Source organism: Nostoc sp. DedSLP04 (genome assembly GCF_034530775.1).
Classification (GTDB): Bacteria; Cyanobacteriota; Cyanobacteriia; order Cyanobacteriales; family Nostocaceae; genus Nostoc.
The window spans coordinates 44,367-70,378 of record NZ_JAVRCL010000032.1 but is presented as its reverse complement, the minus strand read 5'-3'; the positions used below and the strand labels follow the sequence as shown (position 1 = coordinate 70,378).

Annotated in this window: 20 protein-coding genes; 9 read left to right on the top strand and 11 right to left on the bottom strand. The window is 40.5% G+C overall.

Annotated features, from left to right (window positions below; translation table 11 throughout):
• Positions 1-30: 30 nt before the first annotated feature.
• The 3 genes from RMX89_RS19155 to RMX89_RS19145 form a co-directional block, all read right to left on the bottom strand.
• Positions 31-423, bottom strand: coding sequence for a hypothetical protein (locus tag RMX89_RS19155; RefSeq protein ID WP_322690052.1), 393 nt, complete (start codon positions 421-423; stop codon positions 31-33).
• Positions 424-724: 301 nt separating this feature from the next.
• Positions 725-1,114 (bottom strand): Tudor-knot domain-containing protein, encoded by a 390-nt coding sequence (locus tag RMX89_RS19150; protein WP_322690051.1) that lies wholly within the window; start codon positions 1,112-1,114, stop codon positions 725-727.
• Positions 1,115-1,413: 299 nt separating this feature from the next.
• The gene (locus RMX89_RS19145; RefSeq protein ID WP_322690050.1) at positions 1,414-2,346 is read right to left on the bottom strand and encodes a lysylphosphatidylglycerol synthase domain-containing protein; all 933 of its coding nucleotides are present in this window, start codon (positions 2,344-2,346) and stop codon (positions 1,414-1,416) included.
• Positions 2,347-2,488: 142 nt separating this feature from the next.
• Between RMX89_RS19145 and RMX89_RS19140 the strand changes: the two genes are divergently transcribed.
• The 4 genes from RMX89_RS19140 to RMX89_RS19125 all read left to right on the top strand — a co-directional run bounded on the left by RMX89_RS19140 (position 2,489) and on the right by RMX89_RS19125 (position 8,207).
• A complete protein-coding gene (locus tag RMX89_RS19140; protein ID WP_322690049.1) occupies positions 2,489-3,478 on the top strand; it encodes an alpha/beta hydrolase in 990 nt (329 codons plus the stop codon).
• A gap of 259 nt (positions 3,479-3,737) precedes the next feature.
• Complete coding sequence (locus tag RMX89_RS19135; RefSeq protein WP_322690048.1) at positions 3,738-4,646, top strand: alpha/beta hydrolase; 909 nt, start codon at positions 3,738-3,740, stop codon at positions 4,644-4,646.
• A 93-nt stretch (positions 4,647-4,739) separates the two neighbouring features.
• A complete protein-coding gene (locus tag RMX89_RS19130; RefSeq protein WP_322673473.1) occupies positions 4,740-6,410 on the top strand; it encodes a phosphatidylglycerol lysyltransferase domain-containing protein in 1,671 nt (556 codons plus the stop codon).
• A gap of 405 nt (positions 6,411-6,815) precedes the next feature.
• On the top strand, positions 6,816-8,207 hold the full coding sequence (locus RMX89_RS19125) for a hypothetical protein (protein WP_322690047.1): 1,392 nt from the start codon (positions 6,816-6,818) through the stop codon (positions 8,205-8,207).
• A 144-nt stretch (positions 8,208-8,351) separates the two neighbouring features.
• Here the strand turns inward: RMX89_RS19125 and RMX89_RS19120 are convergent, their stop codons facing one another.
• The 3 genes from RMX89_RS19120 to RMX89_RS19110 form a co-directional block, all read right to left on the bottom strand.
• The gene (locus tag RMX89_RS19120) at positions 8,352-9,989 is read right to left on the bottom strand and encodes a PAS domain-containing sensor histidine kinase (RefSeq protein ID WP_322690046.1); all 1,638 of its coding nucleotides are present in this window, start codon (positions 9,987-9,989) and stop codon (positions 8,352-8,354) included.
• Positions 9,990-10,126: 137 nt separating this feature from the next.
• The gene (locus tag RMX89_RS19115) at positions 10,127-10,660 is read right to left on the bottom strand and encodes a hypothetical protein (RefSeq protein WP_322690045.1); all 534 of its coding nucleotides are present in this window, start codon (positions 10,658-10,660) and stop codon (positions 10,127-10,129) included.
• A gap of 37 nt (positions 10,661-10,697) precedes the next feature.
• Positions 10,698-11,306, bottom strand: coding sequence for a site-2 protease family protein (locus RMX89_RS19110; RefSeq protein WP_322690044.1), 609 nt, complete (start codon positions 11,304-11,306; stop codon positions 10,698-10,700).
• Between the two features lie 519 nt (positions 11,307-11,825).
• Between RMX89_RS19110 and RMX89_RS19105 the strand changes: the two genes are divergently transcribed.
• Together RMX89_RS19105 and RMX89_RS19100 are read left to right on the top strand one after the other, a co-directional pair.
• Complete coding sequence (locus tag RMX89_RS19105) at positions 11,826-12,101, top strand: DUF485 domain-containing protein (RefSeq protein ID WP_094349845.1); 276 nt, start codon at positions 11,826-11,828, stop codon at positions 12,099-12,101.
• Positions 12,102-12,182: 81 nt separating this feature from the next.
• A complete protein-coding gene (locus RMX89_RS19100) occupies positions 12,183-13,751 on the top strand; it encodes a sodium:solute symporter family transporter (protein WP_322690043.1) in 1,569 nt (522 codons plus the stop codon).
• A 152-nt stretch (positions 13,752-13,903) separates the two neighbouring features.
• On the opposite strand, the gene RMX89_RS19095 is transcribed toward RMX89_RS19100, so the two are convergent.
• From RMX89_RS19095 to RMX89_RS19085, 3 genes are all read right to left on the bottom strand, one after another.
• Complete coding sequence (locus RMX89_RS19095; RefSeq protein WP_322690042.1) at positions 13,904-14,746, bottom strand: tetratricopeptide repeat protein; 843 nt, start codon at positions 14,744-14,746, stop codon at positions 13,904-13,906.
• 232 nt (positions 14,747-14,978) lie between these two features.
• The gene (locus RMX89_RS19090) at positions 14,979-15,899 is read right to left on the bottom strand and encodes a ribonuclease D (protein ID WP_322690041.1); all 921 of its coding nucleotides are present in this window, start codon (positions 15,897-15,899) and stop codon (positions 14,979-14,981) included.
• Complete coding sequence (locus RMX89_RS19085; protein ID WP_322690040.1) at positions 15,877-16,077, bottom strand: hypothetical protein; 201 nt, start codon at positions 16,075-16,077, stop codon at positions 15,877-15,879. Before RMX89_RS19085 ends, RMX89_RS19090 begins: the two co-directional genes overlap by 23 nt.
• A gap of 289 nt (positions 16,078-16,366) precedes the next feature.
• Between RMX89_RS19085 and RMX89_RS19080 the strand changes: the two genes are divergently transcribed.
• Complete coding sequence (locus RMX89_RS19080; RefSeq protein WP_322690039.1) at positions 16,367-16,825, top strand: BON domain-containing protein; 459 nt, start codon at positions 16,367-16,369, stop codon at positions 16,823-16,825.
• Positions 16,826-17,274: 449 nt separating this feature from the next.
• Here the strand turns inward: RMX89_RS19080 and RMX89_RS19075 are convergent, their stop codons facing one another.
• Positions 17,275-18,096, bottom strand: coding sequence for a carbonic anhydrase (locus RMX89_RS19075; RefSeq protein ID WP_322690038.1), 822 nt, complete (start codon positions 18,094-18,096; stop codon positions 17,275-17,277).
• Between the two features lie 659 nt (positions 18,097-18,755).
• Here RMX89_RS19075 and smc point away from each other — a divergent pair.
• Positions 18,756-22,493 (top strand): chromosome segregation protein SMC, encoded by a 3,738-nt coding sequence (smc, locus tag RMX89_RS19070; protein ID WP_322690037.1) that lies wholly within the window; start codon positions 18,756-18,758, stop codon positions 22,491-22,493.
• Positions 22,494-22,556: 63 nt separating this feature from the next.
• Positions 22,557-23,552, top strand: a complete 996-nt coding sequence (locus RMX89_RS19065; RefSeq protein WP_322690036.1) for a PRC-barrel domain-containing protein — start codon at positions 22,557-22,559, stop codon at positions 23,550-23,552.
• A gap of 344 nt (positions 23,553-23,896) precedes the next feature.
• Here the strand turns inward: RMX89_RS19065 and RMX89_RS19060 are convergent, their stop codons facing one another.
• Positions 23,897-25,864: a putative bifunctional diguanylate cyclase/phosphodiesterase gene (locus tag RMX89_RS19060; RefSeq protein WP_322690035.1), complete on the bottom strand. Its 1,968-nt coding sequence runs from the start codon at positions 25,862-25,864 to the stop codon at positions 23,897-23,899.
• Between the last annotated feature and the right edge of the window lie 148 nt (positions 25,865-26,012).

The following is a 26,012-nucleotide window of genomic DNA, read 5'->3' as shown; positions in this document are numbered from 1 at the left end:
CTTTACCCGTTCCCGTTCGGGCGGCTGTAGTCAGAAGTTAAACGTTTGATTGCGGTTGTCATTAGAAACGTTCCCGACATTCCCGCCATAATTTTTATCAACTGTGTTCGTAAAATTCTGGATAATAGAAGGTTGAGATTTAACAGCATCCGCCACCGCCTCAACAGCTTGAGCAATTTCAGGATCTTTCTTTGCCGCTTCCTCTACTTGCTGCCCAATAAGATAAGCTTGACCGTAATCTAAAGGTTGCGTTTTAGCCTGTTCGATAACCTTTGCCGTGCTAGGTTCCTTGCGTTTCAGCAAAACTAACAACTTTTCGCCTTCATTCCAAGCCTTTTCGCCGATGATTTCCCCAGTTTTTTCAAAGGCTTTGATGATTACCAAAGTTGCGATCGCAGCAGCTGTCAGTGATACTGGCTCCATAAGTTTGCCAAAGTATACGAGATTTCACTTATGATTCTCAGTTTAACAGAGCTAGGGCGAAGGAAATGAGACTGTTGGCGAATTAATAAAAGGTCTAACCCATCATTTCTGATTACTCTGATTTCAGTCCGTTTCAACGGACTTGAGCTATTAGCCCGAAATTTATTTCAGGGCGGGAAAGCAACGCCAAACCAATCTTTTAGGGGTGAGTGGCTGCGGTTTATAATCACCCTTTTAAATTTTAAGGGACGACTTCAACAGGTGAAATCGCCCCTCTCAACTTATAAAAATGAAATATTCTCTATCTGCTTACTCTTGCAGGTTCAACCCACTCATCCCAAGAACTATCATAGCCATCATAAGTAATTTTATAAAGATCGTTGCTAACTTCTAAAACCTGCCCTGGATACCATTTACCCTTCCACAAAATTCTCACTGCATCGCCAGCTTGAAATGATGCCCGAAAGCGTGCAGTGCCAACCCATTCATCCCAAGAACTATCATAACCATCGTAGGTAATATAGCACTTGTCATCATTAACCTGAAGTACCGTTGCCGAATACCATGTTTCCTTCCAAAGAACCTCAGCCTTTTGTCCTACAGAACAGGGTGAGGCAGCAAAAGCGCTTGGTATTAATGTTCCTACCCAAGTTGCCATAAAGATGGCACCAAACAATACTTTATTTTTCATGATTATTTCTATCCTTAAATAGTAAAACCAAATTTTGATGATTTCTGGAAATCTACTTCAAAATTTGCAACTAACTGTTACTATTTTTGTGGGATTTGTTTAGCGATCGCCTCAGCAAAAATTAGGAATTTCTGCCGTTGAATATGAAGATAGCACCGCAGGATTCCGCATTTAAAAATAACGGTAGTTACTGATTTTACGAATTTGACATAAATACCCCTCACCCTAAATCCCTCTCCCAAGCTTGGGAGAAGGAATTGGGGGATGAGGGCTTTTGATTCATGCAAGAGGTTTATTTTTTAATTCCCTTTTCCAAATCTAATTTCATAAATTCCGAGCAAACCTGCTGCTACTAGCAAAGGTAAGAAATAGTAGACTCCCCGATAAGCTAACATTGAACCCAAAACTGCCGCCGCCGAAACTTTTGAAGAGAGAATCAGCAAAATTATAGTTTCAAATACTCCCAAACCACCGGGAACATTACTAACCACACCTGCAAACATCGCTAGTAGATAAATTCCCAAAAAGTCTAAATATGACAAAGATATATTACTAGGAAGTAAAGCATAAAGAACTGCTGCCGCAAGAATCCAGTCAAAACTAGAAATTGCTATTTGAGCCAGAGATATTTTCAAAGAAGGAAATCGGAATTCATGTCCACGAATTATTAATGGTTGTTTTATAAAAATACTTCCTAGTAAATAAGCCGCAACTAATAGCAGAAAAATTACGCCAATGGGACGTACAGTAGCAAAAGGTAAATGTAATTGAGTGGGAATCTTCAGGGGGTTGATGACGAACAATAAACCTGCAACAGCAAACATTCCCAACCAAAAAGTAAAATTGGCGAAAGCAATTACTTGAGCGATCGCTACTGCTGACACTCCCCAACTAGCATAAAATCGATAACGGATAGCACTGCCAGTCAGCAAAGCAAAACCGATAGTATTACTAAATGCAGAGCTAATAAAGTTAGTGAAAGCTATCTTATTCCAACTTAAAGAACGATTAATGTAGTTAAAACCTAAGATATCGTATCCAATCATCACTAGATAACCCAAAGCTGTCAGCCAAATTGCCCAACTTACGCGACTTTTGGGAATAGCAGCTAAAGAGTTGAGGATATCACGATAATTATACTCACGTAATTCGTTAGCGATCGCCCACAGAGAAAGTACCAGCAGCAACAAGCCAAACAAAGAACTGAAATTCAGTTGCAGCTTTTTAAGCATAGTGAAGAAACTTATCCTAACCTTGACTTTTAATTTACAACCAGTCGTAAAGTTTCCATTCTGTTGACACAGCGTTGACATATCACTTGCATAAGATTTTGAAAACAAGCAACGACTACCCCATGCTCAATTCCCTTCAAAGATGAACTACAAACAATCTAAAACTCTCTTGCTATTTTCAGTATTAACTCTAGTTAGCTGTAATTTTTACCAAAGTGTCGTTGCAAAACCACCGCAACAGCAGAATTTACAAACAACGCCTTCCGTTGTTCCAACCCAGCGCAATACTAGCAACTCAGAAACTCCCCTAACCTATAAAATTGAAACCTACGATAGTCAAGCAATGGGTGCAAGTCGCACTTATGGCGTTTCTTTACCTCCTGGCTATGAGCAAAACCCAAAACAAAGGTATCCTGTAATCTTTCTCCTCCACGGTGGACATGGTAATCCCAGTGATTGGTTTATTCAGAATAAGGGACAAGCTCTCAAGACTGTAGAACAACTTTATACTACAGGTAAGTTGCCACCCAGCATCATCATTACACCAGATGGTAACGACAAACGTGGCTCTAGTCCGTACCGAGATCCCGAATATATCGATGGCCCTAATGGTAAAGTCTCTACAGCCGTGGGCGATGAGTTAGTAAAAGTTGTGCAAAGCCGTTATCGGACAATAAATAATCCAGATTTTTGGGCGATAGGTGGTTTATCTTCTGGTGGTTGGGGAGCAATAAATGTCGGATTACACAACCTGGATCGTTTCTCGATTTTATTTAGTCATAGTGGTTATTTTCAAGATAAAAGTGGCCCGGCGAATAGCCCAATATTTTATATCAAAACCATTCCTATACAAGCTCAAAAAAAATTAAAAATCTACCTGGATTCGGGTACATCAGATATTGATGAACTCAAGGAAGCCGAGCAATTTAGTAAAGTACTAAATCAACTTAAAATTTATAATTCATTTCGTCAGTTTCCTGGCAGTCACACTTGGCAATACTGGCGGAAGCATTTAGCAGATTCATTGACATTTGTCGGCGAACAGTTTCGAGCTTCAGAAACAGCAAATATGGCTGATAAAACTTTAAGTATTAATCATAAAAAAATGCTCAAAATAATTGAAAATCCATAGTACAAGGTCTAAGCTAGTAATGAAAAGTTTGTAGTAAGCACTTTAGTGCTTGGAAAATTAAGGACTAAAGTCCTTACTACGAACTTGCTTCCCCATCAATTTCAACTTGAGAGATTACTAGTATAATAAATAATACTATTTTACCAACCATTTAATACTTGAAAACCACATTTTCAAAATTATACTGCTATTTTGAAAATGTTCATTATAGTAAGTTCTAATGGAGGTAATTTTTTTAAGTTAAAAGAATATAAAAAATATGAAGATTTCTAAATTTTTAATTGGCTTAGTAGGAGCGATCGCACTCCTCACTAGCGTTGGTTATTATTATGTATTCATCTTAGGTGCGCCACAACTAGACCCACCCAAAAAAGAGGCAAATACTGGGCTAAAGTTTCAATTAGCAACCTTCAACTCCCAAGCGATGGGTGCAGTCCGTAACTACGGCGTGATTTTGCCCCCTAGTTATAGCAAAAATCCCCAAAAGCGCTACCCTGTGATATTCTTACTACACGGTGGTCATGATGACGCTCGTGCTTATGCTGATAAATACGCACTTTTAGATGTATTGCATGAACTTTATCAAAGTGGAAAATTACCGCCATCGATTGTGATTACACCTGATGGTAATGATAATCGCGGTTCTAGTCCTTTATACGACCCCGATTATTTTGATGGGCCGAATGGCAAAATGGGGACTTTGATTGGTTCAGAATTAGTACAAGTTGTCAAGTCGCGCTACCGCACTTTGGAAGAACCCCAATTTTGGGCACTAGGAGGTTTATCTTCTGGAGGATGGGGTGCATTTAATATTGGATTACGCTATCTCAACAACTTTCAGATTTTGTTTAGCCATAGCGGTTACTTTACTGATGACAGCGGTTCACAAAATAGTCCTCAACAAATTGTGCAACAGCTACCAGTTAAAGATAGGAAGCGATTGCGTGTTTACCTAGATGCGGGTGTGAACGATCCTAATTTGTTAGCCTCTACCAAAGCCTTTAACGAAACCTTAAATAAATTAGGCATTGCTCACGTATTTTATGCATTTCCTGGCGGTCATGGTTTGTCTGGTGCTAATGTAGGCTGGAACTACTTCCACAAACATCTTAAAGATTCACTCTCCTATGTTGGAGAACAGTTTAAACAATTAGGAGTTAAGAGTTAAGAGTTTTAACGCCATAACAAATGACAAATGACCAATGACCAATGACCAATACTTCGGCTTCGCTCAGTACAAGTGACCAATGACTAATGACAAATGACAAATAATTTAAAAACTCAGATTGGACTTTGGAGTGCAGCTTTCCTAACAGGTTTAGTCGGAGTAGTAAATTTATTATCAGCAGTGACACCTAACCTATATGGTCGGACTCACTGGTTAAATGAATTTTTACCATTTGAAATTCGTGCCAGCGGTCATATATTTGCAGCATTGACTGGGTTTATTTTATTAACACTTGCTACTAATTTATTACGCCGTAAAAGAATAGCCTGGTTACTTACCATTGGTTTACTAATAATTTCCATTTTCAGCCATTTGCTGAAGGGACTGGACTATGAAGAAAGTCTACTCTCTGGAGTTTTGCTAGTGCAATTAATCTTGATGCGCCATTATTTCACGGCGCAATCAGACCGTCCTTCGATTGCACGGGGAGTCAGAGTGCTGATAGGCGCTTTATTATTTACTCTGGCATACGGAACTATCGGATTTTACTTGTTAGACGGCAAATTTTCAGAGAATTTTAATTGGCGGGAAGCGATAGTTCAGACTTTGGCGATGTTCTTCACCGAGGATAATTGGGGACTGCAACCAAAGAGTCGATTTGGAGAATTTTTTGCTAATTCTATCTATATTATTGCCGCAGGTACTATTACTTATGCAATGGTAATGCTGTTGCAACCTGTGTTTTGGCGAAATCTAACAACTACAAATGAGCGAAGAAGAGTTAAAGAAATTGTCGAGCAATATGGATGTTCTTCTTTAGCAGCGCTTACACTCTTAAATGATAAAAGTTATTATTTCAGTCCTTCGGGTAATAGTGTAATTGCTTATGTTCCCAAAGGACGGGGCGCGATCGCCTTAGGAGATCCCATCGGCCCCATTGAAGACCGCAAAGAGACAATTATTGCTTTCCAACAGTTTTGTCAGCGTAATGACTGGTATCCTGGCTTTTACCAAACTATGCCCGATGATGTTGAACTTTACAAGTCATTGGGGTTTAAAGTACTTAAGATTGGAGAGGAAGCGATCGTTGACTTAAAAAGTTTTACCTTACAAGGTAAAGCCGGTAAAAACTTTAGACCATCAATCAGTCGTTTAACTAAGCTAGGATACCAAATCGACTTTTACCAACCACCCATCGCCAATGATTTATTGCATCGGCTCAAATCTGTGAGTGATGAATGGTTGAAAATGGTACAAGGTTCAGAAAAACAATTTTCTTTGGGTTGGTTTGACGAAGCTTACCTGCGAGAGTGCGAGATTGCTGTGGTGCATAATCCTGAAGGTAACATCAGCGCCTTTGCCAACATTATCCGCGAGTACCAACTCAACGAAGCGACTATTGACATGATGCGACATCGCTCATCTCTTGAAAATGGCACAATGGACTTTCTATTTATTTCCCTGCTCCAGCATTTTAAAGAGAATGGCTACGATAGCTTTAATTTCGGTCTTTCTGCACTTGCTGGAGTTGGAGACAACCCAGAATCGCGCCGCTTGGAGAAAGTATTGCGCTATCTTTACGAGCATTTGAATCGTTTCTACAACTTCAAGGGACTGCACGCCTACAAAGACAAGTTCCGTCCCCGTTGGGAACCGCGTTACTTAGTTTACCCCAGTTTAGCTGCCTTACCAGATGTAGTTGTAGCATTGATTCGTGCAGATTCAGGCGATCGCCTCTTCGATTATTTCAAACCCGGAGCCTAAATCTAGACTCAAAACAAAGCAATATCTACCAGCGGCTACGCCTACACAGCTTGTCCTTTTTATGATACAATTGTACTATAATTAAAGGCAAGGCTGTTCTTCGCGTTGCCTAAATTCCTAGCGAATAGACTCAAAACTTACTTTGCGTTCCTCTGCACTATACTCTGCGCGACGGCAGTCGCTACAACGGGGAGGCAGCGAGGTCTTGGGGGTTTCCCCCATGAGTGACTGCCGTGGGAACCCCCGCAACGCGATGCCTCCCCTCTGCGTTTAAACTTAAACCCTCAATCATCCACAAACTTACCATTAAATTTCACACGGTAAGAACAGTTTATTTTGGAATATTAATAAACTTCAATAACCGTTGTTATAAAAGATTATTGACCTTATTCGCAAGGTGACAATATGAGCGACAATAAAATTTCTCTAGTAGAATTAATCCAAATTTTTGGACAATACTGCAATAACATTATCATCAATATCAAGCATTTACAAGAGCATTATCAAAGAACAGGTATTAAACGTATTAGAGGCATTAGAAATGAAAATGGAGAACTGTTACAACCTTGGTTAACAACAGAATATATAGATAATGCTGAGTACGTTGACATGGGCGAGTTTCAGTTTAGCCGCAACGCTGCTACTATCAATATGCTTATCAAGCGTAGAGTTAAACTTGCAAAATTTGAAGACCAAACTCCTACTATTGAAGTAGCAGGCTTGTTAGTAAATGACCTCAACGCTTTTAATAATTACACGATTGTAAGTGACGGTAAAATAAACGTAAAGTCATTACAAGTCAAAATTAGCAGTAAAAAAGTCTTTGATTTACTCAAACAAAAAGGCATACTAGACGCAGAAGAATTTGACTTTTGGGCAGAATATACGATTCAGTTAGATAATTTGCCACTTGTAGCTGCTAATAGTAGTTACAGCAGTATTGATGGACTATTCAATGAACTCGCAGAAATTAAAGTACTGAATAGTATTATGTGCGCTCACTTGAAAAATGAGTCAGATGTATTTATCGAAACGCAGTTAGATGAGTTTAAAAAGCACTATCTGTCTAAGAATACTTACATCAATTTTCCTACAACCAACGAACATACTGATATCAACCAAGCTTTAGTCGATGGTACTATTGACTCAAAATTGAGCTATAAAATCGATATTGGCAGTCAAGATATTCTGAATCTGAGTAAGTTCCCTTCTGCTAACAAGTTTCTCAATAGAATGTATCGCCTTTATGACAAAGAAACCGGAGAAATTATTATGAATCCGAGTTTTGAGATGGTATTTAATGAAAATCTCGCTGTTAGGCACAGGTTATTATCATCACGTACCAAGATTACAAAAGCTGACGAATTGATGAAACCAATTTTTGATGATTTTCTTGGGCTTGAGCAAAATGGCATTGTTGAAGGTATTCTTAAGAAAGTTGGTGCTGATAGTTTAGCGCAGTTATTAGAGGATAAACAAACTGGTACGCAGATCGGCAAAGAAGAAATGGTTGCAGCTTTAACAGTGGCAAATAAAAAGTTAGAACAATATGCAGAAAATATCTACCAAGATAAAATATCTCCCTTAGTATTTTACATTGGTTGTACTGGACTATTGCCAGATAAAATGAAAGCCAAAGCCATAACTGCTGATGAAGCTGCTGCGAAATACCCAAATTTGCAATTCTCTAAAAATGAGCAAGAAGGCAGTTTTTTTGCAGTTGCTGATAGTATTATCAGTATCTATACCAAAACAGAATATTACAGTAAAGTTGTTTCTGCCAGTACAGCTAATTAGATTATATAGCAATTAGAATTTTTGCTGATTACACAGTAGTGGCACAAATAGTTGTGTCACTACAAATATGTATTATGAATCTAATTGATAACTGCTGGAAAAACTTCATAGAAAATCCCAAAATATTAAAGATTTTTAGTATTTTTACACTTCTTTATTGTCAAGCAGCAAATTTGGCTGTATGGATTTATTTTGTCGAATAGGAATCTCAATTATAAATGTTGCTCCTTCTCCTAGAGATGAAATACATCGCAGTTGACCCTGATGTTTTTCTGTGACAATTTGATAACTAATTGACATCCCTAAACCAGTTCCCTTACCTACTACTTTAGTTGTAAAGAAGGGATCGAATAGACGTTGTTGAATTTCTTGCGACATTCCTACTCCATTGTCAGCAATCTCAATAGCAACCCAATCTGAGTTGAGTAACTCAGTGCGAATAGTGATTTGTAGATTACAACTTGACTCCTGGTTATTGACATATAACTCTTCCAAAGCATCAATCGCGTTAGTAATAATATTCATAAACACCTGGTTAAGTTGACCGGCGTAACACTCTATTAGAGGGAGTTGACTATACTTTTTAATAATTTTGATTTCGCAACTGTCAGGCTTGCCTTTGAGGCGGTTTTGTAGAATCATTAGCGTACTATCAATACCGCTATGAACATCCACTGCTTTCATTTCTGCTTCATCCAGTCGTGAGAAATTCCGTAACGACAGTACAATGTTGCGAATGCGATCGCTGCCGATTTGCATAGAATTTATTAATTTTTGTAGGTCTTTAATCAGAAAATCTAACTCGATCGCTTCTATTTCTTCCTGAATCACTGGTGTTGGATGAGGATATTCTTTTTGGTAAAGTTGCAGTATTTCTAACACTTGTTGAATGTATTCTTTAGCATGAGTGATATTGCCATTGATAAAGCTAATCGGATTATTAATTTCGTGAGCTATACCTGCAACCAATTGTCCCAAAGAAGACATTTTCTCTGTTTGAATTAGTTGTGCTTGGGTCTTTTGTAATTGTTCAAGGGTTTCTTGAAGTTGTTGATTTTTTTGAGTTAATTCCTGCTCCCTTTGTCGCAAAGCAGACTCGGCTTTTTTGACAGCAGTAATATCTAAACCCATTTCCACAACCATCGGCTCACCATTCATATCCTTGAATGGATAATCGTAAATCTGATATACCCGATCTGTTTTACTATCCACCCATTCCCAGAGTTGCGGAGCGTTACTGTCAAAAACACGAAAGGTAGGACATTCAGGACAAGGTTGTTTTAATCCGGCGATCGCTTCGTAACAACGTTTCCCTGTAGGATCTCCAAATACCTCACGGAAGCGTTGGTTATAAAATCCCACCCCGTAATCCTTTGGTTGCAGATAGAGAAAAGCTGGTAACTGATTGAGTAGGTTATAAAGGCTTTCCCGTTCGGTTTGCAGCGCTTCTATTCGCCGCAGTTGTTGACTAATGTCTTTACCTACTGCATAAATTAGTCCCTTTTGAGAAGTTGATAAACTCCAACACAACCACCGATAACTACCATCTTTATGAAGATAACGGCTGTCCCACTGCAACTGTTGCTGTGGTTCCGTTGGCAAGTGACTGATTGTGATATCATCTGGATGCACTAATCCCAGCCACAAATGCCCGATTAAGTTTTCCGGTTTCCATCCCAATACTTGTTCCCATGCTGGATTAACTTGTTGGTAAAAACCATCTTGTCCGATGATACAAAATAGATCAGATGAAAGGTTAAAAAAGTCTTCCAGATCAAACACAGTAATCTTGCCACTCAAGTTGTGTCTTTAAGGTAACTAAGCATATCCACTAACTTCAATGTTAGGATTACTGAAGTAATCACTATCCAATATTTTTCAGTATTCTTTTAAAAGACTGTAAATATAAGCACCATTTATTAGGGATTCTCTAAAATACAGGTAGAGCTTGGACTAATTACAGAAGAAATTGAACTTGTGGGTGAAGACATCAAAACAATAACACTACCTATAATCTGTAAAGACAATAACAAAATAATTCTGTAGTAAATAATTTTTAAATCTTTATTAATGATTTGAAAATAGCGCTCTACGAAGGAAGAATAACCTGCAATTCCCACAGAGCCAAAACTTCCAATAATTAATAATCTCATTAATAATTCAATGGAAGAGGTAAATGGCGATCGCTCCCGATCCAAACAGGTCATAAAATTACCTTTTTCAATTACAAAATTTCCTAACACGGAGTTAAATATCCCTGGTTGCACAACCATTAATTGTGGACTTATTTCGTGAGGATATTTGACTAAATGATTATTTCCAGAATGCCATTGATTACTATATTGACCTAGAGATAATGTACTCGCTATTGATTCTCCAGATGGTAGAAGCGCAGCAGCAATACTCAAGGCAATACTAGTAGCAGCAACCACAACTTTTTGCTTGATTTTCATTTAAATTTTCCTTTGCCTTTGTCTAAATATTTGCTGTTTACATCCCCAATCCTGACTGGATAAATAAATCAGCAATCCTACCAAGTCCGATCCCAAAACCCGGAACTATAAATAGAACCATCATGGCAAAAAGTCCGAATTGGGTATATTCCAGTGGCTTTAGCTGAGGAAAAATCTCACTGAAGACATGAAAGCCGTCAAGTGGTGGAATTGGTAGCAGATTAAACAGAAACAACGTCAAGTTTATCCGAGCTGCTAGGTAAAGAAATTCAGCACTGAATAGTCCTGAAAGACTCAAATTAGCAAGAATTTTAAGCATCACAATAAATAGAATGCCTAAAGCTAGATTCGATAATGGGCCTGCTGCTGATACCAAAATATTGCCTAGCTTCCCAGAGCGAAACTTAGATGGGTTGACGGGCATTTGTCCCCAAGCTATACCCATGAGACAGAGAAAGATGATTGATTCCTTACCCATGTGAACTACAGGATTCAGTGTCAGATGACCAGTCTGTTGTGGAGTATTATCTCCCTGACTCATCGCAGCCCAGCCGTGAGCAAGTTCATGCAAAGTGATGGAGAATATAACAATTACAACGATTCTGAAAAAATGAATCGGGTTTGTGATTAATGTTTCGATAAACATACGTACTAAATTTTGGTAATGCCCTATCTGTGTAAAGACAAAATAATAGTATAAATTTTATCAAATTACTTACTTAAGTCACTACTGTAATTTTTGGTATATTTTATAAATTAAAATTTACTACTTTTATTAATCTCAGTTGATTTTATAGCTTAAAAAAAGTAGTTCATAACACTTGAAGGATTTTAAAACCTGGGAATAACTACGTATTTATTTTATTTTTTAGTATCTAAAAAGTTAATTTGTTAGCTAATAAATCAACTTTAATGTATAATAAAATACTTAAATGTGCAAAATCACAAATCGATGAGCTTTATTTGTGTCTAACTGCATCTATAGTTTTATATTTCTTGACTCAAAACAGAGTCGCTATTGTCTTGTTATTTGGGTATATCACTTTGCAAAGTTAATTTTATTACCTGATATAGCAATATATTTACTAATAATCTTTAAGAAAATTACGCAGAAATCAGCTTCAATGAGACAATCTGACCTAATCTTCTCAACCTAAAGGAAGACATGAACGATCGCACAAAGGCTCTCCAGGCACTCGCCGCTGAACGTTGGCGGGTATCCTTGATTCTGACTGGAGCCATGATGTTTATTTACTTTGGCTTTATCCTATTAATCGCGTTCAATAAACCCCTGCTGGGGTCATTAGTAGTTCCTGGCCTCAGCCTGGGAATTTTACTAGGGGCGCTGGTAATTGTCTCAGCATGGGTATTAATTTTTATCTATGTGCGTTGGGCAAATAGTAGTTATGACGACCAAATTGCAAGGCTGACACGCAAGTAAAAAAGTGCTGAGTGCTGAGTAAGGCAATTAGCTATAAGCAATTTCTAGTCCCAAATTCAAAAATACTAAACCAAAAAAAGCATGAATAGTGTGTGGTTCAATCTGCCACTGGCGGCGGATATTACCAGTCTTGGTAAGTTTAACCCGTTGGCGATCGCTTTCTTTTTTCTGTTTGTTGTAAGTTCTTTAGGCATTACTTATTGGGCAGCAAAGCTCACCAAAAATACGGCACAGTTCTATACAGCTGGTGGTAAAATCAGCGGTTTCCAAAATGGGCTGGCCCTAGCAGGAGACTTTATGAGTGCAGCCAGCTTTTTAGGTATCGCTGGGCTGGTGGCACTCAACGGCTTTGATGGCTTAATTTATTCTATCGGCTTCTTGGTGGGCTGGCCGATTGTCATGTTCCTAATTGCCGAACCATTACGTAACTTAGGTAAATACACTTTTGCTGATGTAGTGGCTTTTCGCTTACAGCAAAAACCTGTACGTATTGCCTCTGCAATTGGAACGCTGGTAGTAATTAGCTTTTATTTAATTGCCCAGATGGTAGGTGCTGGGGAGCTAATCAAACTACTGTTTGGCTTTGATTATGAATTAGCTGTGGTCATTGTCGGTTGTGTGATGATGGCTTATGTGATTTTTGGCGGGATGATTGCCACCACCTGGGTACAAATTATCAAAGCAATTTTGTTGCTTGGCGGAACTATCTTACTAGCTATCTTGGTACTGGCACGATTTGGCTTTAACCCGATCGCTCTTTTCGCTGCTGCATCCCAAAAGTATACAGGTGTATTAGCTCCAGGCAAACTGGTTTCCGATCCTTTTGATGCTATCTCCTTGGGGATGTCATTGATGTTCGGCACTGCTGGATTACCCCACATTCTGATGCGTTTCTACACAGTACCGGATGCCAAAGCAGCGCGGCTCTCTGTTACTTACGCTACAGCTATTATTGGCGTTTTTTATCTCCTTACCTTTATTCTGGGTTTTGGAGCGATGGTGCTAGTAGGTCAAGATGCCATCAAGCAAATTGGTACTGGTGGTAATATGGCTGCACCGATGTTGGCAGAATTTCTCGGTGGTGATGCTTTCTTAGGTTTTATTGCTGCTGTTTCCTTTGCAACTATTTTAGCAGTTGTCGCTGGGTTGACACTTTCAGGTGCGGCTGCACTGTCTCATGATTTGTGGGTGAATGTAGTGCGCTCTGGTCATGCCGACGAGTCAGAACAATTAAAGGTGGCTCGCGGTGCAACAATGCTTTTGGGGTTAGTGGCGATATTCTTGGGCATCTTGTTTAAAGGGCAAAACGTGGCTTATATGGTAGGTTTAGCATTTGCGATCGCTGCTAGTGCAAACTTCCCAGCGTTACTCTTATCCATGCTTTGGCGACGCTTCACAACCAATGGTGCAGTTGCAAGTATGTTAGTAGGAACTGTCTCCTCTTTAGTGCTGATTTATTTGTCACCTACTATTCAAATAACGATTCTCAAGCACGCTTCTGCACCCTTTCCCCTAAAAAATCCTGGATTAATCAGTATCCCACTGGCGTTTATTGTGGCGATTGTCGTTTCACTATTGAGTACTGAACAGCTGGCACAGGAAAAATTTGCGGAAGTTGAGCATCGCATTCACATTGGTTCTGGGATGTGATTTTGTCATTTGTCATTTGTCATTGGGCATCAAGAAGAGACAAGGTAGAGATTTGTTCAATAATTCCCCCTTGTCTCCTTATCCCCTCATCTCCCCTGCTCCCCTGCTCCCCTGCTCCCTGCCCCTCTGCTCCCCTGCTCCCTGCCCCTCTGTTACTGTCCAAGTTCCTTGATGTTATTCATCACTTGTTGGTATAAGTCGTTGTTACCTTGACTTTGAAAAATACTTGCTGCTTGTTGTAAGTCCCTGAGCGCCCCCTGTTTGTCTCCATTGATGGCGCGGGCATTTCCTCGGTTATTGTAAGCAGGGGCAAAGTTACGATTGAGGCGAATGGCTTGATTGTAATCTGCGATCGCACCCTTGGGATCTCCATTCGCAGCACGGGTATTTCCTCGGTTATTATAGGCGATCGCATATTTGGGGTTGAGGAGAATCGCTTGGTCAAAATCGTCTATTGCCCCTTTTTTGTCTCCATTGGTGGCGCGAGCATTTCCTCGGTTATTGTAGGCTTCGGCATAGTTGGGATTTAGGCGAATCGCTTCACTGTAATCTTTAACTGCTTCTCTGTTGTTTCCCAGTGAGGCGCGGGCATTCCCCAAGTTATTGTGGGCTTCGGCGTCGTTAGGGTTGATGCGGAGTGCTTGATTGTAATCTGCGATCGCTTTTTCCTTGTCTCCCAAATCAAAGTAGGCTAATCCTCGCGCGTTGTAGGCAGCGCCATACTGAGAATTTTGACTAATTGCCTTACCGTAAGAAGCGATCGCAGCTTGCAAGTCGCCGTTTAAATGCTGATTCTTTCCCTGAAGATAAAATTCCCCACCAATGGAAGTTGTAGCTGAACCACGGCTAGGTTGACTAACTCCTATTTCTGTTACTAATACATTGTCATTCTTACTACAAGAAATACTGCTAGTTGCTGTTAATGTAGTAAAAATAGCTATGGTAAATAAAGTATTTACCCTTGTTCGCTTTTGCCCAAATAAACGCCGTCTCATAAGTTAATATAAACTGCCATAATACCTGAATGGAATTAGTACCAAAATCTAGATTTTAATTCTTTAACTCAATAACTATTCTAACTTTTGATCGTCCTTTCAAGTTAATTGACAAATTTCTCTAATATTTTATAGATTTCTCAGAGAAGGTAGGAGGAAATAATTATTAAATTTCAATATTTTTCTTCACAATCACTCTATAAATTCAGACATTTGTAGCCTGATGAACAATTTACTCATCCTCAGCTTCACTCTCTTGAGTTTTGGGAATTAGCCGCCAAGAGGTATTTTTATCAATATCTACAGATAGTTGTTCTAGATTTTGCCCTAAATCTTTTTGGAGTTTCTGAGTTAGCGTGACTGGAAAATCTAAATTAATACCTTGAGTTTGGGCTAGCTTTGCCAATTCTGTAAATGCAGCTTTGATTGTAGTTCGTTCATAACTAGTCAGTTTATAATCATAAGTTTCTGATATATTCTGAGCCTGCATAGCTTTTTTTATACGTTCTTGCAAATGCTCAAATTCTGAATTCAACAACTTCCACTGCTGCTCAACTTGCGAGTATCTAGCACTTAGCGAACTTAAGTCTTCTGTTGCAGCTTCGGGGCTGGCTTGGGCTTGTAAGTCTAACAAGTTTAGGTGAATTTGAGCAAGATAAATGCAGTCTAGGTAAGCATACTCTATTTGTTCTTCAGTCAGAGGGCGTTTTGCCCAATCGCTTTTTTGTTCTTGTTTATCGATATTATTAAAGCTACAAAGTGCTGTAGCTATGGTCTGGAGTTGGTAGTTGGGTAATGGCAAAAGATAGTAGGGAATTTTTTTGGCCATATCCAAAGTGCAAGTAATATTTTTGGCTTTCTTGCTACCGAGAAATTTTAGATCGTAACTCGCGTTGTGAAAAACTTTTTCAATGGCAGAATTTATTATAATTTTATCAATAAATTCAGCTATAATATTAGGTTGGTCTAATACATCTAAAAGATAGACGCGATCGCCACTCATATCTTGAGGATCATCTAATACCTGAATCAGCGATAATCGGGGATTACGACTTTTGTAGTCAGCGACTTCTGTATCTATCCACAATGTTTTAGCGTTTGTATATTCAGCAACAATGGCACGAATTTCGCTAGCCGAAGTAAGGTAGGGCATTGACTAATATTTCCTGATATTTAAGGCATTGTAAGTAAGCCATAGTTTTATAAAGTAACATTTTGTTGGTAAGTTTGCTGGCATAAGATTGCAAAAAGGCTGAAGTTTTAAATTCGTCATAGACATCGCCAAATTGACTCAAATCTGATAACATCGAGTCACTACTGTGGAGTGGCATAGTCTACCATCAAAAGAGCTACTGTGCATCTACATTAAATTCATCGAGAGCCACAGACTGCGTGTAAAGCCATCCTGGTTAGCAGCCGTCAGAAAAATTGAATTGAGATTTCTCAAAACCGGGTGCAAAATCTTAGCTTCAAGAAATCGCCCAAATTTCAATTTTCAGTAACCTGAGCTATTGCTTAAGTACTTTTGCTACTTCACTTTTAATTGTTTTTTTAAATTTGCTCCTCACCATGACACACATCTCAATTAACCGCTTCAATTACTCAATTCGGAGATAAATAATGAAAAAACTAATTCTATTAGTAGTTAGTAGCATTTTGGTAGTTGGTACTTTTGGCTGCCAAGAGGCTCCTAAAACTGGTTCCGAAACTCCTAGCACAACTAATGAAGCCGCTCAAGCACCAGTAAAACCAGCTTCAAACACAAATCAAACTGCCAAAGTGCCAGAAACACAAACTACTCCTTTAGCAGCTAGTACAGGTACTAAAGTTAAAACCGATGCTGAAAAAATGGCAGCAACAAAAGCTAAGAGCGACTTAAAAACTGAAGTTAGCGCCAAGTTGAATCAAGGCTTACCAGGTAACAAGTTACAAGTTGAAAACAAACAGAGTGAAATTATCCTCAAAGGTACAGCTGCTTCGGTTGAAGAACTTAAGAAAGCTGAAACCTTGGCTAAAGAAGTCCAAGGTGTGAAGACGGTGAAGGTAGAAGCAAAAATTGATGCTGTAAAAAAGCCATAAAAGAATAACTGAAGCTTTCAGTTAGCATCAACATGGAAGCCGAATAGAGACTTATACAGATATAAGTCTCTATTTTGACTTGCTTAAATAAAAGTCAGGAATAGGTAGTTAATACCCAATACGCTTCGGTTAACATAATTTGTCTCTCGAAGATCCCTCAACCCCCTTAAAAAGCAGGGCTTTTTCTCCTCTTTATCTCGTTCCCAGTCTGAGACTGGGAATGCCCCTCATTGAGGCTCCGCCTCCCAACTCGCGGCAGAGCCGCCAAGAGTAACATTTCCAGCCAGAGGCTGAAAACGAGATTTTAAAAGGGTTTTGGCTTAAGTTTACACCACTGAGCAATGCTGTGCCCCTACCGCATGGTTTATTTACCTGAAAATAGCTGTAAGGTACAAAAACCTCACTCTCAACCCTCTAATAGAATGTTTGAAATTCTATATTTTTATCTTTCAACTTCCATTATTTGAACCTCGATAAATTCGCTCCATCTGCTCTGGAGAAAGTCGTCTCATTGGAAACCACTCAAATGGAGAAACAGACTGTTTCTCATAAGGTTGAACATCATCCTGCTGGTTTTGGGGGGAACGCACAGCTAAATTGGTATTTGTAACCTCACCTCTGAATGACTCATCTATCTCTGATTCTGCAAACAGAGTTTGAGGCAAAACATAAGCGTGCTTCTGGGGATCGTATGCGAAAACTTCTCCTGTTTCAATGTGATAAATCCAAGCATAAATGCTGAGTTCCCCCTGATAAAGCTTAGAGTGAATCACTGGATATGTCCGCAAATTCTCAATTTGAGTCAGAACATTTTCGGCTATCATAATCTCTAGTAGTTCTTCTTGGTCATAGTGGCTATAGTGGTCTATAACTAGCCTTCGAGTTGCTTCTGCATATTTAAGCCAATCATGTACAAGCGGCATTTCATCGCTGAGATTGTGTAACTTCATTAATCCTTTCATTGCACCGCAATGAGAATGACCACAAATAATAATTTGGCGAACATCTAAAGCTTGAACAGCATATTCAATTGTCGCACCTTCACCGCCATTACTTGCCCCATAGGGTGGAATGATGTTACCTGCATTGCGAATGACAAATAATTCACCAACTTGGGCTTGTGTAATTAGATTTGGATCGAGACGCGAATCAGAACAGGTAATAAATAATACTCTGGGTTTTTGACCGTGTGAAAGTTGCTCAAATAATTTTTGATGTGTCGAAAAATAGCTAGATTTAAATTCGCGCAGACCTTTAATTAATTTCTTCATTACTAAGTTCTACAAATATTTGGGGTTAAGAACCATATCACAGACAACGGATTGGGGTAGTAAAGATGACTTTCTTTCTACGTTTTTTCAATTGTAAAGATTACTTTATTATAAATTCATTTGGTGCTTTTAATATCCTCTACCATTTGGTTGAATTACTTTTTTCTCTTGTTCCCCTCAGTTCCTTAGCAGGTAACATTACTGTGTGAGAATGCCTTGAGCGTATTTCAAACTAGTTATATCCTGAGATAAAAATGCGATCGCTTTGTTGTCACGATCGAGCGAAGACGACAGAGACAGAATAAATGATTTAAACTATACCAACTAATTATCCTCCGCACTTAAACTATCCTGAGATCGTTCTGATTGAATAGTTGTAATTTAGGACTGACGCAAAGACACGCAAACGCAGAGATTTTTGAATTACAAGTAATTAGTCAGACATGATATTATCTGCTCTGGGAAAATTTTGATGGTCAGTTTGCGACATCAAAATTTTTGCCGTACACTGAGCGATCGCCTGCGGTAAGCCTTCTGAGTGAAGCTTGCAGGCTCACCGCAACGCGTTTACTATAATTTCCAATTCTCCGCCTTACCCTCTTGCGAATTCTTAATTAGTTGATACACTTGTTCTTCATTAGCCCAGGGAACCAGCGCCTATGGTGCACATCAAGCGCGTGGAACTTACGAACTTCAAATCCTTCGGTGGCACTACTTCTGTCCCTTTGCTACCGGGGTGTACTGTCATATCTGGGCCAAATGGTTCGGGTAAGTCTAATATCTTAGATGCACTGCTCTTTTGCCTGGGACTCTCCAGTTCTAAGGGAATGCGAGCCGATCGCTTGCCGGATTTGGTAAATAATACTCAAACGGCTAAAGGACGTGCTTCGATTGAGGCTAGCGTCACGGTAACATTTGATTTATCGGATGAAATTTCACACAAAGACGCAAAGGCACAAAGACAGGAAGTCGAGGAAGTAGAGGAAGCAGGGGAAGCAGGGGAAGAAAATCCAAAATCCAAAATCGTTCGACTGAGCGAAGCCGAAGTCCAAACTCGCTCGACTGAGCAACTTGTGCCGAGCATCTCGACTTCGCTTGATGGAACCGGAGCCGAAGTAAGCCGAAGCCCAAAATCGGGAGAGTGGAGTGTTACTAGAAGGCTACGAGTCACTCACCAAGGGACTTACACATCGAATTACTATATCAATGGTGTACCTTGCACGTTAACAGAGTTGCATGGGGAACTAAGTAATCTACGGGTTTATCCTGAAGGATACAATGTAGTACTGCAAGGAGATGTCACCAGTATTATCTCGATGAATGGGCGAGAACGGCGGGAAATTATTGATGAATTAGCTGGGGTGGCGGCGTTCGATCGCAAAATTGTCCAAGCCAAATCAACTTTAGATGAGGTGAAGGAAAAGGAAGATAGCTGTCGGATTATTGAAACGGAATTAACTGCACAGCGCGATCGCCTTTCCCAAGATCGGGCGAAAGCTGAGAAATATCAAAAACTCCGCACAGAATTTCTGGCTAAACAATCCTGGGAAGCTGTTTTATCATGGCGATCGCTACAAGCACAACAAGAAAAATTAGTTCACGAAATTCAAACAGGCGATCGCAATTCTACTGAACTCACTACCCAACTCACCAACCTAAATTCCGAAATCGTTCAAAAAACTGCTGAACTCGAACAACTCAATGCCCACGTCAAAGCATTGGGAGAAGAGGAACTTTTGGCAGTACAATCTACCCTCGCCACCCAAGAAGCAGAACGTAAACAACTCCAGCGTCAGCTAACGGAATTACAAACAGCTTCCCAAGAAACTGCCAAACGTCTAGCTCAAACTCAGCAAGAGATTCAAAAACATCGTCATTCCCTAGAAGAAATTGCCGAAACACACATTGTAGAGACGCGATTCATCGCGTCTTCCCAACACCAAAGGAATGAAGCACAACAATCTCTAGAAACCTCCCGCGAAGCCGCCGCAGAAATCGCCTCGGCTTCAGAAGCCTGGGTGCAGCAACAAACAGCATTCAACCGTCAAATAGAAGCTTTGCTGCACACTCTAGAACCGCAACGCACCGAACAAGCACAACTCAGAGAACGCAATAATCAGTTACAGCAGTTAATCCAAGAGCAAACCCAGTTAATTGAACGCGACGAACCGCTATTAGCAGAAAAACAAACTCAATGTAGTGGAATTGAAACGGAATTTAACACTTCTAGCGAACCCATCCAAAACTTAGCCCAAAATCTCTCAGCCACAGAACAAGAACTGCAAATCCAACAGGAAACTCAAAAACGGTTACTTTCCGAACAACGAGAAAAACAACGCCAGTTGGATAAAATCGAAGCGCAAGCGCAAGCACAGCAAGAAGTCCAAGGAACCCAAGCTAGTAAAGTCATTTTACAATCAGGAATGCCTGGTGTTTGCGGTTTAGTGGTGCAGTTGGGACTAGTGGAACCCCGCCATCAGCTAGCCTTGGAAATGGCTGCTGGGGGACGCTTGGGACATATTGTGGTAGAAGATGACAGCATCGCCGCAGCAGGTATTGAACTGCTCAAACAAAAACGTGCAGGCAGGGCAACTTTTTTACCACTGAATAAAATTCACGCTCCCAAATTTACCCAAGATGCAACGCTGCGTTTCGCTAGCGGTTTCGTTAACTATGCTGTTAACTTAGTCGATTGCGATCGCCGTTACAAAGATGTCTTCAGCTATGTTTTCGGTAACACCGTAGTTTTTGCCAACCTTGAAGCGGCGCGGAAAAATTTAGGACTTTATCGCATCGTCACCTTAGACGGGGAACTCTTAGAAACCAGTGGTGCAATGACTGGTGGTAGTAATACCCAGCGTTCAGCGTTACGATTTGGTACGGGTGAAGCGGCGGAATCTGATGAAGCGATCGCTTTAAAAAGTCGCTTGGTGGATATTGAGCGAATTTTAGAGCGTTGTACAGAAGCGATCGCTACTTTGTCAGCCAGAACCAAAAAACTCACCCAAGAATTAACAGAAGCGCGTCAGGCGCGGCGCGAACAGCAGTTGCAATTGGAACAGTTGCAAAAAGATATTAAGAATTTGACAGCGCAATTAGAGGGAACGCGATCGCAACTCGCCCAAAACAGCGAAAAATTAGCCACAGCTCAATCCCGATTAGAAATTTTAGAGCGGGAATTACCTGGACAAGAAAATGAGTTGCAACAATTGCGACACGCTTTAGCAGAGTTAGAAGCATCCCAAACCCCCAGTGAATGGCAACAAATCCAGGCAACCATTAAAATTCAAGAGCAACAATTGCAACAACGAGAGGCGGCGTTAAGGGAAGCCGAACAAAGATTAAAAAATTTAGAAAATCAGCAACAACGATCGCAAGAAAAAATCCAAGAAGCAGAGACACGCATCACCGAATACGAAACCCAACAAACCTCTTGTAGAGACGCGATTCATCGCGTCTTTACACAAACCACAACGATAGACGACCAAATCACCCAAACCCGTTTATCGTTAAATCAAATGGAACAAAATTTAGGAGAAGAAAAACAAAAACGCGACGCTACAGAACAAGAAGTGCGATCGCATCTTTTGCGCCAACAACAATTGGAATGGGAAATCCAAAAACTCCAAGAAACCCAAGAGAAGCGCCGCGAAGAACTAATTGCATTACAAACGCAGTTGCGGGATGTGGGAGCAGAATTACCAAATCCCTTGCCAGAAGTTCCAGATAAAGTAGATTTAGAAGAATTGCAGAAAGAATTGCGATCGCTTACCAAACGCTTACAGGCAATGGAACCTGTGAATATGCTGGCGTTGGAAGAATACGAACGCACGCAAAACCGCCTCCAGGAACTCACGCAAAAATTAGAGACACTAGAAGGAGAACGCACCGAACTACTTTTACGAATTGAAAACTTTACCACATTGCGGCAACTTGCCTTTAAAGAAGCTTTCGATGCTGTCAACGAAAACTTTCAATCAATTTTTGCCATTCTTTCCGACGGCGACGGCTTCTTACAACTTGAAAATCCTGAAGATCCCTTTAGTAGTGGGCTAAATTTAGTCGCACATCCAAAAGGTAAACCCGTACAGCGCCTAGCTTCCATGTCTGGGGGAGAAAAATCACTCACAGCCTTGAGCTTTATCTTTGCCCTGCAACGCTACCGCCCATCGCCATTTTACGCCTTTGACGAAGTAGATATGTTCCTAGATGGAGCAAACGTAGAGCGATTAGCTAGAATGATTAAACAACAGTCACAACAAGCGCAATTTATAGTTGTGAGTTTGCGTCGTCCGATGATAGAATCAGCCGAACGCACAATTGGCGTTACTCAAGCACGAGGAGCTTACACTCAAGTTTTGGGGATTAAATTACAATCATCCAATACATCTGCTTGAGTTTTTGTTAATAATAGTGTATAGATAAACCAAACCGGATTCGAGATCAGGACTCGGTATAGAATGACCTCCGAACAGATAATTAGGCGTTCCGACATATTAAATACCCAGGTGATTACCCGCGACAACGGCAAGCGGCTAGGCATCATTAGTCAAGTCTGGGTTGATATCGATCAACGAGAGGTTGTGGCTCTTGGTTTGCGAGACAGCCTGATCTCCATTTCGGGCATACCGCGCTATATGTACCTCAACAACATCAGCCAGATTGGTGATGTCATCCTGGTTGATAACGAAGATGTCATTGAAGATATCGAAGTTGAATCTCTCAGTAATTTGATTAACTGGGAAGTAATTACAGAAACAGGTGAAGTCTTAGGTAAAGTCCGCGGCTTCAAGTTCAACGGCGAAAGCGGGAAGCTTGAATCTATAGTCATTGCTTCTTTAGGATTGCCCCAAATTCCCGATCAATTTCTGAGTACTTACGAGTTCTCAGTCGATGAAATTGTCAGCACAGGCCCCAATCGATTAATTGTGTTTGAGGGAGCCGAAGAACGAGTAAACCAGTTGACAGTTGGTTTACTAGAGCGTCTGGGTATCGGCAAAGCACCGTGGGAGCGAGATATAGAAGAAGAATACGGCTATACTCCACCGCGTACAATTGCAGCACCCAATCAACTGCCTAGCGGAGTGCCATTGCAGCCACCCAGGCAAAAAGTTCGCGCCCCCGAACCCGTAGCGCGGGAAGAAGAATGGAATGAAGACTATGTGGAAGAGGAAAGGCCACAGCGTCAGGTAATGAAGGCGCGGCAGTATGAATCTATTCAATACGAAGAAGATGACGAAGAAGATAACTGGAGCGAGGCAACTGGCAACGACAGGTATCAACAACCGCAGCCGCTAAAGTATGAAGCCCAGCCCTATAACAAGCCTTATGTTGACGAATACGATGATTATGACGACGTAGACGGCGATGCTTGGGAAGATGCGCCAAAGCCTGTGAATATTCCTAAGAAAGTCAAGGAAAGACAGCCAGAATACGAAGAAGAAGGCGGATATTAAGTAATTCGTAATTCGTAATTCGTAATTCGTAATTTAACCGGAAAATTACGAAGTATTTTAAGATTAATTCAGCCCTTTCCTTAGTTACAAGGAGAGGGCTAATTTTTTAGAACGTAGTGAGAGTGTGTTAGCGACAGCATAAGGCACTGTTTATTTGTATTAGACTTCTTGCAAAAATCCTTGAATTACCCCTCCCCAACCCTCCCCTTGTGAAGGGGAGGGAGCAAGATTTCAAGTTTCCCCCCTTTATAAGGGGGGGATTAAGGGGGGTCTATTCCACTTATGCAAGAGGTCTATCGATCGATCTTGGCAGTAAATTGGCAATTCCCTTTGCACAAGATCCATCACCACTGAGGATTTGCCATAATTAATGCCGTCGCCTGAGAGCTATCTAATGGATGGGAGAAAAAATATCCCTGCCCATATTCACAGTTCAACTTTCTCAACATTGCTAGTTGCTCTTCTGTCTCTACCCCTTCGGCGGTTACATCCACACCTAATTTGTGTGCCAATGTAATAATTGTCTGAACAATATCTAAATTTCCATCATCAAAAATGCTTCCGCTAACAAAAGAGCGGTCTATCTTCAACTGATTAATTGGAAAGTGGTGGAGACGACCTAATGAGGAATAGCCCGTACCGAAGTCGTCAATTGCCAACTTAATTCCTAAATTTTTCAGTTGCTTTACCCTGATAATGGCTTGATCGTGATTTTCCATAATTACGCCCTCTGTAATCTCCAGCGTCAAATTCGGTGCGGGGAGTCCAGTGTCTTGGAGAACTTTATTGATGTGCGGCAGCAAGTTTTCTTCACTGAACCTAGTAGTACAAAGATTGACACTAATGGTCAAGGGATATTCAGCCAGTTCACCACAGCTAGAGGAGAATTGCTCTTGCCATTGATGTATCTGATGACAAGCCTCATACAAGACCCACTGCTCAATAAGGATAATTAGCCCGGTTTCTTGAGCAGCTGACATGAAATACTCTGGCAAAACAATGCCGTGTTTTGGATGTAACCAACGTATAAGCGCTTCAAAACCAGTTATCTTGCCATGACTGAGTGACACTATCGGTTGATAATAAATCCGAAACTCTTGAAGTTCAATGGCTCGGCGTAGCTCGTTAACCAACTCCAAGTGTGCCATTGCTTGAATATGCATATCAGGGTTAAAAATCTCATAGCAGGCCCTGCCTTGTGCTTTAGCTCGGTACATCGCTATATCAGCGTCACGCAAGTAATCTTCTGGTTGTTTATAATCTGTTATGCTTAAAGCAATGCCAATACTCGCTGTAGTAGAGACTTCGTGCCCGTCCAGAACCAGAGGAAGTGACAGATTCTTTTGTACTCGCTCAACAACCCCTACCACTTCTAATACATCTCTAATTCCCACTAGCAAAATGATAAACTCGTCTCCTCCCAGCCGTGCAGCCATATCTGTAGAGCGCAAGCATTCTTGAAGCCTTTGAGCAACGGTAAGCAGTAATTGATCTCCAAATGTGTGCCCCAGGCTGTCATTGATCACCTTAAAGCGATCTAGGTCTAGAAACAAGACAGCAAATAGATAATCTGAATGCCGTTGGGAATAATTGACCGCATCTTCTAAGCGGTTCATAAATAAAGCGCGGTTTGGGAGTCCCGTCAGTACATCGTGAAACGCAAGATGCAGCAGTTGTGACTTGGCTCGTTTATGCTCTGTAATTTCACTCAGCAATTGCTGATTTGCTTTTGCCAGTTCCTCTGTGCGTTTTGCCACTTGTTCTTGTGCTTGTTTAGCTTCGCTGAGATTACGCAGCAACAAACGCCAGCCTACCAACTTTTCTTGTAAGTCATACACTGGAGATACGCTGATACTAGCAGGAAAGGATTTACCCAAGCGTGGCTTTATATCCATTATGTAGTCCTGTATCTGCTGTGAATTATTGATCAGGGAGCGAAATATCTGACGGTCTTGTTGAGCAATAAACACAATTAATGGTTTACCTACCAGATATTTTTGGCGTATGGAGAGCATAGTTGCTGCTGCATAGTTAGCCTCTAGGATCTTCCCGACGGTATCAGTTACTAAGTAGCCATCCGGCGCAAAATCGAATAATTCTTGGTAACGCTGGCGTTCTCTCTCAGCTCCGGCTCTTGTTAGCTCTAACTCCTCGGAGGCAGCCAATAGTTCTTCCACTGAGATTTGGAGTTCATCGAAAGCCTCTATTATTAGCTCTTGTTGTGAGTTCGGTTGAGTTGCTGTACGCTGCCATATTTTCCGTACCCGCGATCGCAATTCTTCTATCTCTTGGCCAAAGTTATCTACATCCATATTGCTCGAGCTGCAAAACTATGAAGCGTAGGTGGAAGTAATGGTCAAATCTAAATATCAGTATTTATTAATACTAAAAACCTGTCATCTATAGCAGGGTATACTTTTAATATTTATACCAATTCTATGTATGTAGATTATTTTGACC

Excerpts from the sequence above, each read along its gene's own strand:
- RMX89_RS19155 (WP_322690052.1), bottom strand. The coding sequence starts at position 423 with ATGGAGCCAGTATCACTGACAGCTGCTGCGATCGCAACTTTGGTAATC.
- RMX89_RS19150 (WP_322690051.1), bottom strand. The coding sequence starts at position 1,114 with ATGAAAAATAAAGTATTGTTTGGTGCCATCTTTATGGCAACTTGGGTA.
- RMX89_RS19145 (WP_322690050.1), bottom strand. The coding sequence starts at position 2,346 with ATGCTTAAAAAGCTGCAACTGAATTTCAGTTCTTTGTTTGGCTTGTTG.
- RMX89_RS19140 (WP_322690049.1), top strand. The coding sequence starts at position 2,489 with ATGAACTACAAACAATCTAAAACTCTCTTGCTATTTTCAGTATTAACT.
- RMX89_RS19135 (WP_322690048.1), top strand. The coding sequence starts at position 3,738 with ATGAAGATTTCTAAATTTTTAATTGGCTTAGTAGGAGCGATCGCACTC.
- RMX89_RS19130 (WP_322673473.1), top strand. The coding sequence starts at position 4,740 with ATGACAAATAATTTAAAAACTCAGATTGGACTTTGGAGTGCAGCTTTC.
- RMX89_RS19125 (WP_322690047.1), top strand. The coding sequence starts at position 6,816 with ATGAGCGACAATAAAATTTCTCTAGTAGAATTAATCCAAATTTTTGGA.
- RMX89_RS19115 (WP_322690045.1), bottom strand. The coding sequence starts at position 10,660 with ATGAAAATCAAGCAAAAAGTTGTGGTTGCTGCTACTAGTATTGCCTTG.
- RMX89_RS19110 (WP_322690044.1), bottom strand. The coding sequence starts at position 11,306 with ATGTTTATCGAAACATTAATCACAAACCCGATTCATTTTTTCAGAATC.
- RMX89_RS19105 (WP_094349845.1), top strand. The coding sequence starts at position 11,826 with ATGAACGATCGCACAAAGGCTCTCCAGGCACTCGCCGCTGAACGTTGG.
- RMX89_RS19100 (WP_322690043.1), top strand. The coding sequence starts at position 12,183 with ATGAATAGTGTGTGGTTCAATCTGCCACTGGCGGCGGATATTACCAGT.
- RMX89_RS19095 (WP_322690042.1), bottom strand. The coding sequence starts at position 14,746 with ATGAGACGGCGTTTATTTGGGCAAAAGCGAACAAGGGTAAATACTTTA.
- RMX89_RS19090 (WP_322690041.1), bottom strand. The coding sequence starts at position 15,899 with ATGCCCTACCTTACTTCGGCTAGCGAAATTCGTGCCATTGTTGCTGAA.
- RMX89_RS19085 (WP_322690040.1), bottom strand. The coding sequence starts at position 16,077 with ATGCCACTCCACAGTAGTGACTCGATGTTATCAGATTTGAGTCAATTT.
- RMX89_RS19080 (WP_322690039.1), top strand. The coding sequence starts at position 16,367 with ATGAAAAAACTAATTCTATTAGTAGTTAGTAGCATTTTGGTAGTTGGT.
- RMX89_RS19075 (WP_322690038.1), bottom strand. The coding sequence starts at position 18,096 with ATGAAGAAATTAATTAAAGGTCTGCGCGAATTTAAATCTAGCTATTTT.
- smc (WP_322690037.1), top strand. The coding sequence starts at position 18,756 with ATGGTGCACATCAAGCGCGTGGAACTTACGAACTTCAAATCCTTCGGT.
- RMX89_RS19065 (WP_322690036.1), top strand. The coding sequence starts at position 22,557 with ATGACCTCCGAACAGATAATTAGGCGTTCCGACATATTAAATACCCAG.
- RMX89_RS19060 (WP_322690035.1), bottom strand. The coding sequence starts at position 25,864 with ATGGATGTAGATAACTTTGGCCAAGAGATAGAAGAATTGCGATCGCGG.